At 59.1% G+C, this 15,583-nt stretch carries 10 protein-coding genes; 8 read left to right on the top strand and 2 right to left on the bottom strand.

The window, feature by feature from the left end; all coding sequences use genetic code 11:
- Window positions 1-4 precede the first annotated feature (4 nt).
- The 4 genes from AC50YL_RS05300 to bshB2 all read left to right on the top strand — a co-directional run bounded on the left by AC50YL_RS05300 (window position 5) and on the right by bshB2 (window position 9,941).
- Window positions 5-1,579 carry an S-layer homology domain-containing protein gene (locus AC50YL_RS05300; protein ID WP_494829955.1) on the top strand — a complete coding sequence of 525 codons (1,575 nt, stop codon included), beginning with the start codon at window positions 5-7 and terminating at the stop codon, window positions 1,577-1,579.
- A gap of 26 nt (window positions 1,580-1,605) precedes the next feature.
- Window positions 1,606-8,763, top strand: coding sequence for a GH92 family glycosyl hydrolase (locus AC50YL_RS05295; protein ID WP_494829953.1), 7,158 nt, complete (start codon window positions 1,606-1,608; stop codon window positions 8,761-8,763).
- Window positions 8,764-8,922: 159 nt separating this feature from the next.
- A complete protein-coding gene (locus AC50YL_RS05290) occupies window positions 8,923-9,267 on the top strand; it encodes a YojF family protein (protein WP_494829952.1) in 345 nt (114 codons plus the stop codon).
- Between the two features lie 23 nt (window positions 9,268-9,290).
- On the top strand, window positions 9,291-9,941 hold the full coding sequence (gene bshB2, locus AC50YL_RS05285) for a bacillithiol biosynthesis deacetylase BshB2 (protein ID WP_494831157.1): 651 nt from the start codon (window positions 9,291-9,293) through the stop codon (window positions 9,939-9,941).
- 118 nt (window positions 9,942-10,059) lie between these two features.
- Here bshB2 and AC50YL_RS05280 read toward each other — a convergent pair whose 3' ends face one another.
- Window positions 10,060-10,752, bottom strand: a complete 693-nt coding sequence (locus tag AC50YL_RS05280) for a hypothetical protein (RefSeq protein ID WP_494829951.1) — start codon at window positions 10,750-10,752, stop codon at window positions 10,060-10,062.
- Window positions 10,753-10,945: 193 nt separating this feature from the next.
- On the opposite strand from AC50YL_RS05280, the gene melA reads away from it, so the two are divergent.
- The 4 genes from melA (at window position 10,946) to AC50YL_RS05260 (ending at window position 14,139) form a co-directional block, all read left to right on the top strand.
- Window positions 10,946-12,286: an alpha-galactosidase gene (gene melA, locus AC50YL_RS05275; protein ID WP_494829950.1), complete on the top strand. Its 1,341-nt coding sequence runs from the start codon at window positions 10,946-10,948 to the stop codon at window positions 12,284-12,286.
- A 191-nt stretch (window positions 12,287-12,477) separates the two neighbouring features.
- The gene (locus AC50YL_RS05270) at window positions 12,478-12,870 is read left to right on the top strand and encodes an iron chaperone (protein WP_494829948.1); all 393 of its coding nucleotides are present in this window, start codon (window positions 12,478-12,480) and stop codon (window positions 12,868-12,870) included.
- A 253-nt stretch (window positions 12,871-13,123) separates the two neighbouring features.
- Window positions 13,124-13,438, top strand: a complete 315-nt coding sequence (locus AC50YL_RS05265; protein WP_494829947.1) for a DUF1806 family protein — start codon at window positions 13,124-13,126, stop codon at window positions 13,436-13,438.
- Window positions 13,435-14,139, top strand: a complete 705-nt coding sequence (locus AC50YL_RS05260; protein ID WP_494829946.1) for a PIG-L family deacetylase — start codon at window positions 13,435-13,437, stop codon at window positions 14,137-14,139. The genes AC50YL_RS05265 and AC50YL_RS05260 overlap by 4 nt, the downstream gene beginning before the upstream one ends.
- A gap of 196 nt (window positions 14,140-14,335) precedes the next feature.
- On the opposite strand, the gene AC50YL_RS05255 is transcribed toward AC50YL_RS05260, so the two are convergent.
- The gene (locus AC50YL_RS05255; RefSeq protein ID WP_494829945.1) at window positions 14,336-15,502 is read right to left on the bottom strand and encodes an acyl-CoA dehydrogenase family protein; all 1,167 of its coding nucleotides are present in this window, start codon (window positions 15,500-15,502) and stop codon (window positions 14,336-14,338) included.
- Window positions 15,503-15,583 lie beyond the last annotated feature (81 nt).

Raw genomic sequence — 15,583 nt, 5'->3', positions numbered from 1 at the left:
AACGGTGAAAAAGGTTTTGGCGGCTGTACTGGTATTGCTCTTCGTGATATCGCCGGTATCCAGTTACGCGGCAGCTTCTTTCGCGCTCGAGTTGAGTGCGAAGGAGGTGCTGCGCGGCGATGCAATTACGCTTTCCGGGACGGCATCCGGCGACGTTGGCTTGAAAATCGTACGTTCCAACAATACGGTATTCTACCTCGATGTCATCGAGCCGGTCGACGGCAAGTTCAGTGAAACGATCACGATCCCGGAAGAGGAAGATTTAGCGCCATACGGCGATTATCAAGTCGTCGCAAGCAGCGGATCCGAGACGTTGAAAGCGACGTTTAACGTCAAGAATCCGAATGGCAGCACCGGCGGCGGCTACATCCCGCCTGCTACCTCCAACGGAATTCCGGCCGATGCCGGCAGCGCGGCAGGCCCGGTCATTCAACCGGATAAAGACAAGGACGGCACGTACATCTTCGGCAGCGATACGCTGGCTGCCGCGATCGGACAAGCCAAGGATGCCGTCACGATCGGGCTGCCTGCTTCCGCCGGCACGCTCGGGAACGCGCTGGCCTTCCCCGCGCAAGCATTGAAAGCCTTGAACGACAAGGAATTGGATCTTGTCATTACATCCGATAACGGTACGGTTCGCTTCCCGGCGGGATCGATCGCGTCTGCCGCCCAAAGCGGAGACGGCGCGAACGTTCGCATCGTGCTGAACACCGCGCTGACGGACGATGCGAAAAACGCCATTGACGGAACGCTGCAATCGAATCCGGATTACGCGCCGACCGGCGTCGTGATCTCGGTCGTCATTCAAGTCGTCGTCGGCGACAAGGTCACGGAGATTCACGATCTGGCCAAACCCGCGACGGTCAAGCTGAAATTGACGCCCGAGCAGGAGAAGCTGATCGCTTCCGATCTGGCTGGCGTTTATTACGTGAACGGCAAGCAGCTGGAATACGTCGGCGGCACCGTCGGCGCCGGAACGTTCACGTTCCAAGCGAATCATTTCTCGTACTACACGATTCTCGAATACGACAAGACCTTCGCGGACATGAAGGGACACTGGGCGGAGAAGCCCGTGAAGTCGTTGACCGCGAAGCATATCGTGAACGGCGTGGACGAGCAGCACTACGCGCCGAACCGGGCGATTACCCGCGGCGAGTTCACCACGCTGATCATGCGCGGCATGGAATGGGCGGGCAATACCGACGTTCAAGCGGGCACGAACCCGTTCAAAGACGTGCCGGCTGGCCAGTACTATGCGGACGCGGTCGCGAAAGCGTCGGCGCTGGGCATCGTGACGGGCTACGAGGGCGCGTTCAGACCTGCCGACAACATCACCCGCGAAGAAGCGGTCGTTGCGCTCGTGCGCGCAGCCAAGTATTTCGACCTGACGGCGACGGGCAAAGGCGCGCCTGCTTTCGCGGACGCGAAGAGCATCTCGGCTTGGGCGGCTGCCGCAGTCGACGAAGCTTGGACGAAAGGCCTGATCGAAGGCGACGGAAAGCAATTCCATCCAAAGCAATCCGTGACGCGGGCCGAAGTGGCCGTCATGGTCACGCGACTGCTGCCGGTCTCTGAGTAAGACGAAAGAAGGAGGGCCACATTCGAATGTTTAAGAAGCTTCTTGCTGTTGCGATGACGGCATTGTTCGTTTACAACATGCTGATGCCGATCTCTTCGGAGATCGCGTCCGCGGCGACGGTCGTCGCAGGCGAACCGACGCAAAACGTTGCGCTCGGCGCGACGGCGACGTCTTCGGGCCAATGCAACGCGAACGAAGGCGCCAGCAACGCCATAGACGGCAAAACCGACACGAAATGGTGCGACAATACGACCGCCGCGAAGAAATGGCTGATACTCGATCTGGGCAAGGTCTACAACATCAATGAATGGGTGCTGCAAAACGCGGCGATCAACGAGGGCGGCAACGCCCCGTTCTGGAACACGAAGGACTTCCGTCTCCAGAAAAGCGACGACGGCATGACATGGACCGACGTCGACGTCGTGAAGAGCAACGTGCAGACGATCGTCGACCGTTTCGTAACGCCGTTCGAAGCTCGTTACGTCAAGCTGCTCATCGACAAAGCCGCCTATGACAACAACACGGCCCGTATCTACGAGCTGGAAGTGTACGGCGTAGACGCAGGCAAAACCCCTGCCGATCCGGCTACGAACCTGGCGCCGATCGATTACGTGGATCCGTTCATCAACACGCTTGGCGATAACGGCCAGACGAACCCCGGGCCGACGACGCCGTTCGGACTTGTCGCCCTCGGTCCGGACAGCGACGGCGGAGCGTTCAGCGGTTACTATTACCAAGATAAGAGCTTGAAGGGCTTTTCGCATTTGCGCTTCAGCGGCGTAGGCTGCAGCGGCGGCGGCGGCAACATTCTTATGATGCCGGAGACGCGGGATTTCACGAAGAACGTCGCGGACTACAAGCAGAAGTACGACAAGAGCAGCGAACAGGCTTCCGCCGGCTTCTACGGCGTGACGCTTGCATCCGGCATCGGCGTTCAGTTGACGAGCTCGGATAACGTCGGCTTCCACAAATACACGTTCCCGGGCACGGCGAATAAGGGCTCCGTATTGGTGGATCTCTCGAACTCGTACGCGGGCATGGTAGATGCCAACCTGAAAGTCACGAACAACCATGAGATCACGGGTATGATCAAGTCCAAGAACGTTTGCGGATACGGTTATTACACGATCTATTATTCCATTCAATTCGATCATGATTTCGACACCTACAGCACGTGGCAGAACGATGCGGTCGGTCAAGTGGCAGAGCGCACGGGCTACAACAGCGGCGCTTGGCTGAACTTCAACACGACGGGCAACAAAGTCGTTCAAGCGAAAGTCGGTCTCTCGACGATCAGCGTGGAGCAGGCGCAAGCCGAGCGCGGCGAATATTCCGATTGGGATTTCGATGCGCGCCACCAAGAAGCGAGAGCCGCTTGGAGCAGCGTCCTGAACAAGGTGGAAATCACGGATTCGAACGAAGAAAACAAGCGCGTGTTCTACACGCAAATGTACCACGCCTACCAGAGCCCGAAGAACGTGACGAGCTCGGTCGGCACGTTCAAGGCAGGCCGTGACGAGAAAACGATTCGCAGCGTCTCGGAACCGGGACTCGGCGAAGATTTCGAATACTACAACGGCTGGACGACATGGGATGATTTCCGTAAATATTCCATGTTCTCGCTCTTCGAGCCGGATCGCTACAACAATATGGTGAAGTCGCTGGTCGATCTGTACGGCACCCGCGGCACGTACACCCAATATGGCGATGGCTATTGGCCGAGCCCGACGGTACGGAACGAATTCAACGGAGCCGTTATCCTCGATGCGTATGCAAAAGGCTTCCAGGACTTCGACGTATCCAAGGCTTTGAAGGGCATGGCCGTCGATGCGGACAATTTCTCGATCGGCGACGGTGACATTTCCGGCAAGCTGGAGAAATACAACAGCGCTTCGTTCCCGATGAAGCTGGCTTCCTTGATCGGCGACAAAGCGACGTACGACAAGTACAAGACGTTGGCATTGTCCTACAAGGGGCTGTGGAATGCGGATCAAGTGGACGAGAAGGGCGTCAAGACGGGCTTCTTCACGCCGAACGGCAAGCCGGTCGGCGCCGGGGATATCTTGGCCGTCGACCGTTACGCCTACCAAGGCAACCTGTGGCAGTACCGCTGGTCGGTGCCGCAGGACGTGAGCGGCATGGCCGACCTGATGGGCGGCAAGACGGAGATGGCGAAGCAGCTGCAGCATTTCTTCGCGATCGACGAATACATGGCGATCAACGAAGAGGATATCCAGGCGCCATACTTGTTCGACTACCTGGGCTATCCGTATCTGACGCAATATTATGCCAGAGAGTACACGACGGAAGTCGTGACGCAGAAATACCATAACCACGGGGCATATATGTATCCGATGGAGTCGCGCGTTTACCGCGACGATCCGGAAGGCTACTTGTCCTCGATGGACGACGATGCCGGCGGCATGGGCTCCTGGTATGTGTACAGCGCGCTCGGCTTGTTCCCGGGTAACCCGGGCGAAGCGGATTTCTTGATCGGCTCGCCGATCTTCCAAGAAGTGAAGCTGCATATGGGCAGCGGCAAGACGCTGACGATCAAAGCGGACGACGTTTCCAGCGCGAACCGCTTCATTCAATCCGCGGAGCTGAACGGCGCTAATTTCGATCAAGCCTGGATCAAGTACGACGATTTGATGGCCGGCGGCACGCTCGAGTTCCATATGAGCAGCACGCCGAACACCGATTGGGGCGCGAAAGCAAGCGCGACGCCGCCAGCGATCGATTACTCGGCGAACGTCGACAACAACTTTAATCACGAGCCGCTGATCGCCGAGAAATCGACGTGGAAGTATCTCGATCAAGGCCATTACGCCGGCAACGGCTGGACGGGCTTGAACTTCGACGACAGCACGTGGGGCTCCGGCCCGGCGATGCTCGGTTACGACAGCTACGGCAAGCCGGCGACGAAAGTCGGCTACGGGCCGAATACCAACGATAAATACCCGACGACGTATTTCCGCAAGACCTTTAACGCGAAGGACATCGACGGCATTCTCGAGTTGGATGCCTCGTTGATTCGCGACGACGGCGCGATCGTGTACTTGAACGGTCATGAGATCAGCCGTACGAACATGCCGACGGGCACCGTGGGCTACGACACGTACGCGAATGCGACCGTGGCGGACGAGCGCGACCGGAACAGCTTCGTCGTCGACCCGTCTTATCTGGTCGAGGGCCAGAACGTATTGACGGCCGAGGTGCATCAGGTCAACGGCACGAGCTCGGACATCGCGTTCGAATTCAGCCTCGAAGCCGTCAGGAAATTATCGATTCCGGATGCGCCGACGAGTCCGGTCGTGGACGACAAGGCGAATACGTTCGGCTGGACGCCGGTTGCGGACATCGAGCAAGCGACCGACTACCAATTCAGTACGGACGGCGGAAAATCGTGGAGTAAGGCGAAGTCCAATCCGCAAACGGTCGGACCGCTGAATTACGCGGCAGGCGCGGTTCAAGTCAGGTTAGCGCCGAATGCCGAGAAGAACCGCGGGGCAGGAAAGGCGCTTGTCTCTAATGCGGTCTATACCTCCGACGTGAAATGGGACGTATACGACCTCAAGGCCGATATCAAGCGCGACGGCAACATGACGGTGAACGTAACCGGAACATTGAAGGGCGATTACGTGGATTCCGCGGTTCTCGTCTTCCAACTGATGGACGGCACCGGCAACAAGAGCGCGTGGTTATCGAGCGCAGTACCCGTAAAACAAGGCAGCTTCGACATCGCGGAAATCTATAACGTCAATGCATCCAAATACAACATCAACGTTTATTTGGTCAGCGACTTCAATGGGGATATCTACGATTCGTCGCTGTGGCTCGCCGATCCGATCGAGAACGAGGCGGAGCCGGGCACGTTGCCGGACGCGCCGACCGTCGATGATCCGATCCCGCCTGCGCTGCCGCTCCCGGATCCGGATCAACCGGAAGATCCGGGACAACCGGGCGACGGATCGACGGTACAGTTCGAAGACCGGCTCGACTGGTCGCAGGAAGTCAATCCGACCAACCATAATCCGCTGAAGACCGAAGCGGGCAACGGCGGCATCGTCGTGGCGAACACGTTCGACGGCGCATGGCTCTCCTACAATGTCGATTTCGGCACGACCGGCGCCAATAACGTGACCGTTTCGTACGATTCGCCTACGGATAAAGCTCCGGCGGGCAGCAAGCTGGAATTCCGCTTGGGCAGCGTGACCGGAGAATTGGTCGGTACCGTGAATCTGGATGATAAGCTTGCCGGCTGGGGCACCTATACCGAAACGAAAGCGCAATTGAGCAAGACGCTCGCCGGCGAACAGTCGCTGTATGTCGTGATGGTGGCCGGACAGCCGAACAATCTCCCGTATATCGGGAACTTCGATTCGTTCAAATTCGGCTACGAGAAGATCAGATCCGACTACGCCAAGCTGGAGTTGGAATCCTTCGACGAATGGTCGACGGATCTGAATCCGGACAACAGCCAGCCGCTCAAGACCGAAGGCGGCAAGAGCGGCCAACAAGTAGCGAATACGTTTAACGGCGCATGGTTGGCCTACAAGCGCATGGACTTCGGCAGCGAAGGCGTGAACAAATTCGCGATCGAGTATTCGAGCAATTCGACGAACTGCTTCGTCAATTCCGCGATCGAGGTTCACCTCGGCAGCGTGACCGGTCCGAAAGTCGGAACGGTAGCCGTGCCTCCGACTGCTGGCGGCTGGGGAACCTATGCGACCGTAACCGCTGACTTGACGCAGACGGTAAGCGGCATGCAGGATCTGTATCTGGTAATGACCGGCAGCGCGGCTAACGGAGAGACGGGCAAACGATACGTCGGCAACCTGGATAATGCGAGCTTCTCGTACGCGGCTCCGCCGGAAGAGCCGACGGATCCGGGCGATCAGCCGGATGCGGACACGCTGAAGCTGGATTTCGAGCAGAAGACCGATTGGACTGAAGACGTTCATCCGATCAAGGGAGGACCGTTGAAAGTCGAGAACAACAACGGCGGCCAGACGGTCGGCAACACGTTCGGCGGCGCTTGGCTGCATTATCGTAACGTTAATTTCGGCGAGACGGGCAAGAACAAGATCTCCCTCGTCTACGATGCCCCTTCCGATAAAACGCCAGCAGATACGGCGGTCGAGCTTCGATTAGGTAGCGCAACAGGCGATTTGATCGGGACCGTCAATCTGTCGAAAACGGGAACAGGTTGGGGAAATTACAGCACGGCAACCGCAAGTTTGACGAGGAAGGTTAAGGGCAAGCAAGACCTGTACCTCGTTCTGAAAGGCACGCAGACGGAAGCCCTGCCTTACATCGGCAACTTCGATAGCTTCATGCTCGGTTACGAGCGCGCCGATTATGCCGCATTGGAGCTTGAGACGTTCGATGCTTGGTCGTCGGCCAAAAATCCGGTGAACAACGACCCGCTCAAGACGGAAGCAGGCAAAGGCGGCGCGGGTTTGCAAGTGGCCAACACGTTCAACGGCGCGTGGCTCGCTTACAAGCGCATGAATTTCGGCACGCAGGGCGTAAATCAATTCGCCATCGAGTACACGGGCAAGAACGATAGCGTTCCTGCCGATGCTTCCATCGAAGTTCACCTTGGCAGCATTGACGGGCCGATGGTCGGCAAGGCAGCTACGCCTCCGACCGGCGCAGCATGGGGCAACTATGTGATCGCCAAGGCTAATCTCACGCAGATGGTAACCGGCATTCAAGATGTCTATCTGGTGATGAAGGGTACGACCACGACCGCGCTCAAATATATCGGCAACTTCGATAACGCGAGCTTCTCGTTCCAAGCCGATCCTGCTCAAGCGGTCGTCGAATTCGAGAACAAATCGGATTGGACCAAGGCGCTCAACCCCGTCTCGGGCGGAACGCTGGCGGTCCAGGACATCAATGGCGGCAAAGCGGTCGGCAATACGTTCAACGGCGCATGGCTGTCCTACAAAAACGTCGACTTCGGCACCGAGAATGGCAGAAACAACATCGCGATCGTTTATGACGCTCCATCCGACCTGACGCCTGCGGACATCAAGGCGGAAGTCAGATTGGGCGGCATCGCGGGCCAACTCGTCGGCACGGTCAACCTGCCGAACACGGGAACGGGCTGGGGCACGTATGCCACAGTCAACGCGGAATTAACGACAACTTTTAAAGGCCTCCAGGACGTGTACGTGGTGTTGAAAGGTACGACGTCCGCAGAGCTGCCTAGCGTGGGCAGTTTCGACAGCTTCGCGCTGACCTATAATCCGGTTCGCACGGACTTCGCCAAGCTGGAGCTTGAGAAGTATGACGATTGGACGCAGGTCAAAAACCCGGGTAACGGTAACCCGCTTAAGACGGAGCCCGGCAAAAATAAAGTCGGCCTGCAAGTGGCGAATACGTTCAACGGCGCCTGGCTGCAGTACAAGCGGATGGATTTCGGCACCGAAGGGGTGAACCAATTCTTCGTCGAGTATGTCGGCAATACGACGAATACCTTCTTGAACTCCGCCGTCGAAGTGCATTTGGATAGTTTGGAGGGACCGCTGGCCGGCACGATCGCCACGCCTCCGACGGAGGGAAGCTGGAATAAGTACGCTACGGTAACCGGTACGCTGACCCAAACCGTTAACGGCATTCACGATGTCTTTTTCGTCCTGAAAGGCAGTGCCGCTCAAGGTGAAACCGGCAAGATTTACGTCGGCAACTTCGACAACGCCGGCTTCTCGTTGAACGCCCAACCGGAGCAAGGCCTTACGGTCGAGTTCGAGAACCGGACAAACTGGTCGCCGGACAAAAATACGTTCAACAGCAATCCGCTGAAGACCGAGGACAATACCGGGCGGACGATCGTGGGCAACACGTTCACGGGCGCATGGCTGACGTACAATGACGTCGATTTCGGCGCCAAGGGCAAGAATACGATCGCGATCGAATACGATTCCCCGTCCAACCGGGCGCCGGCCGATGTCACGGCGGAGATCCGCCTGAACGATAAAGAAGGCGACCTCATCGGGACGGTGAAGCTTCCGAACACGGGCGGCGCATGGGGCAACTACAAGCCTGCCACCGCCAAGCTGGATCAGCTCGTGGCCGGCAAACAGACGATCTGCGTCGTGTTCAAGGGATCGACGACGAAAGACTTGCTCTACGTCGGCAACTTCGACAAGATGACGTTCACCAAGCAAGCATAACAACAGACTGGTCCGGATGGGCCGCCCCTAAGCCGTCCATCGGCTTAGGGGCTTTTTGCTTCCGTAATGTCGGGATTTGACGGATGTTTTGGAAGTCTAGCGGATTTGGGCTATAATCGCATTAAGGGCAACGTTGTAACGTTGGGAGGGAGGCAGCACATGCAGCTAATCGACTTTAATGAGATCCAGCATCGGATTGACGAGTTACGGGATCAGGAGTTATATATTCATCTCGAGATGACCACGGGCGCGTATGCCGCCCATATGGACGCGTCGAAGCATCCGGCGGCGACCTTTATCAGCAATGCCGTCATTCGCTTCACGCACGGCTCGATCTCCGGGAACGGGCCTTACCGGGTCGGCCTCAAAATGCCGCACGGCTGGGTCTACTCCGAAGGGCTGACCCATTTCGAAGAGACCGATCGGGAACGGCTGATTTTGGCCGGGCACGACGGTCAGGGCAAGCTGGTCGTCGCCCTGCAGCTGAGCCGGGAGCCTTTCTGATGAAAGAGGAGATGAAGAACGCGATGGAACGTCACATCCTTGTCGTGCTGCCGCATCCGGACGACGAAGCTTTCGCTTTGTCCGGTACGCTGGCGAAGCATATCGTGGCCGGCTCGCCGGTCACTTACGCCTGTCTGACGCTGGGGGAAATGGGCCGCAACATGGGCAACCCGCCCTTCACCAACCGGGTCGGACTCCCCGGCATTCGCAAGCAAGAGCTCGAGGAATCCTGCGCCGCGATCGGCATTCAAGATCTGAGGCTGCTCGGATACCATGACAAAACGGTCGAATTCGAAGATACGGCGCTGCTGGACGGCAGCATCGCGGCGATTCTGGACGAGGTGAAGCCTTCCCTCGTCTATACCTTCTATCCGGGCTATTCGGTCCATCCCGACCATGACGCCACCGGCGCGGCCGTGGTGCGGACGGTCGGAAGCCTGCCCGAGGACGAGCGTCCTCTCGTGCGCTGCATGGCATTCTCGCGGGACCACGAACTGGCGATCGGACGCCCCGACGTCATCAGCGACGTTAAAGGCTTCCTGAAGCAGAAGATGGGCGCGATACGGGCGCACCGCTCCCAGTTCCACGGCGTGATCGGCAGCAACTCGTTGACGGATCGGGAGATGCAGGAACGGTTCGGAACGGAACGGTTCTGGACGTACCGGTTTAACTAAGCGGCATTCGGATATGGGAACAAATGAGGACGTCAAAAAGGCTTGCTCCTACGCGGGGCAAGCCTTTTATGCGTATGGACAAGCCGCCGCCTACCGGCGAGACGTCAAACGCGCAGCATTATTCCGTTGCCTGCAGGTCCTTCAAGGCGTCGGGATATACGACCGTGTTGAACACTTCTTTCGTGCTAGCATCCTTGTAGTTGATCGTGACCTTATACTTGTCCGGAGCAGCGCCGTTGAACGCCTGGTACATCATCGCGCTCATGCCGAGGCCAAGACCGGCGAAGCCGTCGAAACCGCCTTCGAACGCGGCCTTGTCCACGGTCAGGGTGAACTCGGAGAGCGATTCGTTATGGTCCACGCTTTGGATGGATTTGAACGTCTCGCCGTCCGTCAGCGTGGCCGCGTAGTCGAGCACGCTTTTCTCCGCATCCTTCAGCATGTCGTTATAGACGGACTTGGACATCTTGTACGTATAGGAGCCGTCCGCGTTCTTTGTGACGTCTTTGACGCCCTTGCTCTTCGCGCCCGCGATGATCGACTCGCTGGTCTGGTCCTCGCCTTCGAAGAAACTGGCCGGCAGCGTGACCTCCGCGTTCAATAATCCTTTGTCCGCTTCGATCTGCTGTTCGTCGTCGACCGCCTCTTCGGTCCCCGCCGCATCCGTCCGGTTCGCGTCATTCTCCGCCGGCGCATCGGCCGGTTGGACATTGGCGGCAGCCCCGTTCGCGGCCTTGTCGTTGCTTGCGCCGTTCGAGCAGCCCGCGAGCAGCAGGGCGCCCAGCGCGAATAGAACGATTGTTTTTTTCATGTTTTCTACTTCCCTCCTTCTGGTATATCGGCTGGATAGGTTTGGTATTTTAGGACGAAATCGCCTTGAAGTTGAAGAATCGGGCAGGTGCCGAAACGCGGACGCCGAATACCAATCATTAGGCTGACCTGCTGCCGCGCCTGCGGCACAGCGCAACCGCCCGCATGCAACGATCATGAAGGAGGAGATTGATTTGACTTCGAAGATCGCCTTTATCGGCGCCGGCAGCTTGGTGTTCACGAAAAATTTGGTGCGCGACCTGCTGACCTTTCCCGCGTTTCAAGACAGCACGATTGCCCTGATGGATATCGACCCGGGCCGGCTCGCTTTCGCCAAAGCGGCCGTGGAGAAGATCATTGCCGCCGGAAATTACGGCGAGGTGACCCTGGAGGCCACGACCGACCGCGAAGAGGCGCTGCGGGGCGCGAACGGCGTCGTCTGCACGATCCTGGTCGGCGGCTTGGACGTGTTCCGGCACGACGTGGAGATTCCGAAGAAATACGGGGTCGACATCAATATCGGCGATACCCGGGGTCCGGCCGGCGTATTCCGTTTTTTGAGAACGCTTCCGGCGATGCTGGACATCTGCCGCGACGTCGAGCTGCTCTGTCCGGATGCGATCGTCCTGAATTACACGAATCCGATGGCGATGCTCTGCCGGGCGCTGCAGGGCGAGACGAGCGTGCAGGTGACGGGCCTATGCCATAGCGTGCAGGGGACGGCGGCCATGCTCGCGGGCTGGATCGGCGCGCCGATGGAGGAAGTGACGTATACGTGCGCGGGCATCAATCATCAGGCGTTCTATCTGGATTTCAAGCGCAACGGCGAGGATGTCTACCCGCTTATCCGGGACAAAGTGAAGCACGACCCCGCGGTCTACAACGAGGAGATCGTGCGCAATGAAATGTTCCTGCATCTGGATTATTACGTCACGGAGTCGAGCGGCCACAACTCGGAATATAACGCGTGGTTCCGCAAGCGTCCGGATCTGATCGAGCGCTATTGCACGCACGGGACGGGCTGGAATCCGGGCGAATACGGCGTCACCGTCAAATACGGGGAGCGCATGAAGAACGATTGGCAGAAGCAGATGGAAGCGTGGCGCGACGCGCCGGTCGACCTGGCGCGCGGCGGGGAGTATGCTTCATATATCTTCAACGCGGCGTTCGGCGACGGCACGCTGTTCCGGTTCAACGGCAACGTGCGCAATTTCGGCTTGATCGACAACCTGCCGGAAGGCGCGTGCGTCGAGGTCCCGGTGCTGGCATCGCGCGGCGGCCTGTCGCCGATTCACGTCGGCAAGCTGCCGGACCATCTCGCGATCCTCGTGAACACGAGCGCGAGATGCGAGGAGCTGGCGGTCGAAGGGGCGCTGACGGGCGACCGCCGCAAGATCTTCCAAGCGATCGCGTTCGATCCGCTGACCTCCGCCGTGTTGAGCTTGAGCGAGATCCAAAGCATGGTGGACGAGCTCTTCGAAGCGAACCGGGGCTGGCTGCCGCAATTCGAGGATAACGAGCTCGTGAAATCGTAATCGATTGGATGCGGCGAGCGGGGGAACCCCGTTTTGCCGCTTTTTTTGGCTGGCGGCAAGCTTTTGGTACAATAAAGCCATCGTAAAGCCAATCCTAAAGCCATCGTAAAAGCCAATTTTAAAGCCATCATACAGTCACTAACAAACCAGCAGCGACCGTCGCGGTACGAGCCGTGCGAGAGGAGCCCATCATGAAGGAGACGGACAAAACGGATTACGCCACGATCGACGCCTATATCGCGCTGTTCCCGCCGGACGTGCAGGCCGAGCTGCAAACGCTGCGGCAGGTCATCCGCGCGTCTGCGCCGGACGCGAAGGAGAAAATCGCGTACCGGATGCCCGCGTTCGAGCTGGAGGGCAGTCTCGTGTACTTCGCCGCGTACAAGAAGCATATCGGCTTCTATCCGACGTCGAGCGGCATCGCGGCGTTCAAGGACGAGCTGTCCGCGTACAAAGGGTCGAAGGGCGCCGTGCAATTTCCGATCGGCGACCCTCTGCCGTACGAGCTGATCCGCCGGATCGTGGAATACCGGGCCGCGGAGAACTTGGAGAAAGCAAGCCGCAAACGCCAAGCGAAGCCGTAACGCGAATGCGGCCGGCCGGCGGAGCGCTTGCTCCGCAGGCGCCGTTGACAAGGGCGGAGACCGCGGCGATCATGCAGCGATTGCTGCAGAAGTCCGGTTTGATCTAAGCCTCTCTCGATCCGATCCCGTTCCGGGTTTGGGCGAATCCGCCCCGGGACGGGTTTTTTTATTCGTTCGGAACGATTCGGCAAGCCGCTTTCTCATGCTACAATAAGCATGCAATCCAAATTCCACGAGAAAAGGATCCTGTGCGATGATTAAAATCAACAAGCCGGAAGTCGAGACCGAGCTTCGGCGTTTCGTCGGAGCCGAGGTCTATCTTCACAGCGAGGCGACGTCCTTCGTGTTCGTCCGGAATTTCAAGGTCAAGGTGACCGACGCGTTTATCGCGGGAGAGGGCAGCTCCTACCGGGTCGCGCTCCGGTTCGACGGCCACGGATGGCTGCGGATGGAAGCGCTCACGCATTACGAGGTCGACGGGCAGGGCCGGCTGCTGCTGGCCGGCTACGATGACAGAGGACGCATGCATGTCGCCCTGCATGCAGGAAAGGAGCCGTTTCCGGAATGAACACGAGCGATAGCAAACGCAAGCTGCTGGCGGTCTTCGCGCACCCCGACGACGAATCGTTCATTTGCGGCGGGATGTTGGCCAAATACGCGAGCGAAGGCGTGGACATCACGCTGGTAAGCGCCACGAGGGGCGAGATGGGGCGCCGGATGGGCAATCCGCCGTATCTGAACCGGGAAACGATGGCGGCCGCGCGGGAGCAGGAATTGCGGGCGGCCTGCGAGTGCCTGGGCATCGGGAAGCTGATTTTCTTCGATATGCGGGACAAAACGGTCGAGTTCGCGGACGAGGAAGCGCTGACGGGAAGGATCGAGGATTTGATTCGCGAGCTCGAGCCGGACGTCGTGCTGACCTTTCACGAAAAGCTGGGCGGGCACCCGGACCACTGCGCGATCGGCAAGGCGGCGACGGCCGCATTCCGGCGTTCCGCGGGCAAGGGCGCGCTTTATTTCATCACGTTCGGCGACGCGATGGAGCATCCCGAACGGTACGGCTATACCCATAAGGACGTCATCAAGGTCGACGTGCGCGACCATTTGGCGGCCAAGCTGGCTTCGTTCCGCGCCCACCGCTGCCAGACGGAGATCGACGAGTGGGTGTGGCTGTCGGACCGAGAGGCGTTGGCCCATTTCGGCAACCATGAGTATTTTCTGAAAGGCAACCGGGATGCGCCGCAGCGGACGTATCACGATTTGTTTTAGCGGGTATATGGTCTTCTAGCTCAAGAAACGGAATTGTCCCAAAAGTCATTCCGCGAGTTCTCAAGCCGGACTTAGCACGAAATTCTATGCACGAAAGAACCTCGATTTCCGCTTTAGTGGAATTCGAGGTCCTTTTGCGTGTCAAATGGGAAGTGCCGATGTCGTCCAAATACTTTTGGGACAACGCCGCAATGCGTCAGTCTTCCGGCGTCTCGCCCAGCGCGGCCGCGGCCAGCGTCGAGAGCACCGCATTGTCCATCGGCGGATTATGCAGCCCGGCGCGGACGTCGCGGTAATAGCGCTCCAGCGGATTGCTGCGCGCCAAGCTCGTGCCGCCGACGATGCGCATCGCCAGGTCGACGACCTTGATGGCGTTATTGGTGACCGCGTACTTGGCCAAGCCGAGCTCGGGCTTGAGCGATGGCCGGCGGTCCGCTTCCTTGTCCCAGCGGTCCGCCGCCTCGTACAGCAGCGAGCGCGCCGATCGAAGCAGGACCTCCATCTCGCCGATCGTCTGCTGGACGGCCGGGAGCGCGGCGATCGGTTTGTCCATCGTGTTGGGACGATACGCGCGGGCGAAGGCCAGCGCGTAATCCCGCGCGGCGAGGGCGATGCCCATGTAGCACGCCGGAATATGCAGCATCCAGCCGGCTCCGTCGTCCATGCCTTTGCCGGACAGCCGCATGCCGGGCTCGGCAAACGCGCCGTCCAGCACGACGTCGTGGCTGCCGGTCGCGCGCATGCCGAGCGTGTCCCACGTCTCCACGACGGTCACGCGGTCGCTGCGGCGAACGAGAAAATCCGCCGCGCATTCCTCGTCCGGCAGATAAGCCGTCACGACGAACCGGTCGAGTATCGGGGACAGCGTGCTGAACGTCTTGCGTCCCGTGATCAGCCAGCCGCCGCCCTCCGCGGGCACCGCGATGGTCTCCGGCCGGCCGCCGCGGCTCGGACTGCCCGAGGCCGCTTCGCTGGCGAACGTGTTGATCATCGCGCCGTCCTCCACGATGGCGCGGCACAGCTCGGCGAAGACCGGCTCCGGCCATTTCCGCGTCGTTCGCAGATGCATCACCTGGCCGACATGCCAGCCTACCGCCAGCGCCGTCGATCCGTCCCCGTAAGCAAGCCGTTCCTGAAGCATGACGAGCTCGTAGAGCGACAACTCGTCCCCGCCGAATGCCCGGGGAACGGTTATTTTCAAATACCCGGCTTCGCGCAGATCGGCGAAATTATCGAACGGAAACGAGCCCTCCCGGTCATGCCTCGGCGCACGCTCCGCGAACCGAGCGGCCAAGGCTTCCGCCCGATCCGCTCTGGCCCTCTCCGCTTCGCTCCGGATATAATGATCGATAAATCGACTCATGCCATGATTCACTCCCTTCCTCCGTATTATACCAAGCGGCGCGGGAATAGGGAGAGGCGAATGATGCGATTCCCGCCGGCG

Source organism: Paenibacillus sp. J22P277, assembly GCF_059383675.1.
This window is presented reverse-complemented; position numbering and strand designations above follow the sequence as displayed.

What these genes read in the sequence shown, in the direction of transcription:
- AC50YL_RS05295 (WP_494829953.1), top strand. Translation starts at nt 1,606, where the DNA reads ATGTTTAAGAAGCTTCTTGCTGTTGCGATGACGGCATTGTTCGTTTAC.
- AC50YL_RS05290 (WP_494829952.1), top strand. Translation starts at nt 8,923, where the DNA reads ATGCAGCTAATCGACTTTAATGAGATCCAGCATCGGATTGACGAGTTA.
- bshB2 (WP_494831157.1), top strand. Translation starts at nt 9,291, where the DNA reads ATGGAACGTCACATCCTTGTCGTGCTGCCGCATCCGGACGACGAAGCT.
- AC50YL_RS05280 (WP_494829951.1), bottom strand. Translation starts at nt 10,752, where the DNA reads ATGAAAAAAACAATCGTTCTATTCGCGCTGGGCGCCCTGCTGCTCGCG.
- AC50YL_RS05270 (WP_494829948.1), top strand. Translation starts at nt 12,478, where the DNA reads ATGAAGGAGACGGACAAAACGGATTACGCCACGATCGACGCCTATATC.
- AC50YL_RS05265 (WP_494829947.1), top strand. Translation starts at nt 13,124, where the DNA reads ATGATTAAAATCAACAAGCCGGAAGTCGAGACCGAGCTTCGGCGTTTC.
- AC50YL_RS05260 (WP_494829946.1), top strand. Translation starts at nt 13,435, where the DNA reads ATGAACACGAGCGATAGCAAACGCAAGCTGCTGGCGGTCTTCGCGCAC.
- AC50YL_RS05255 (WP_494829945.1), bottom strand. Translation starts at nt 15,502, where the DNA reads ATGAGTCGATTTATCGATCATTATATCCGGAGCGAAGCGGAGAGGGCC.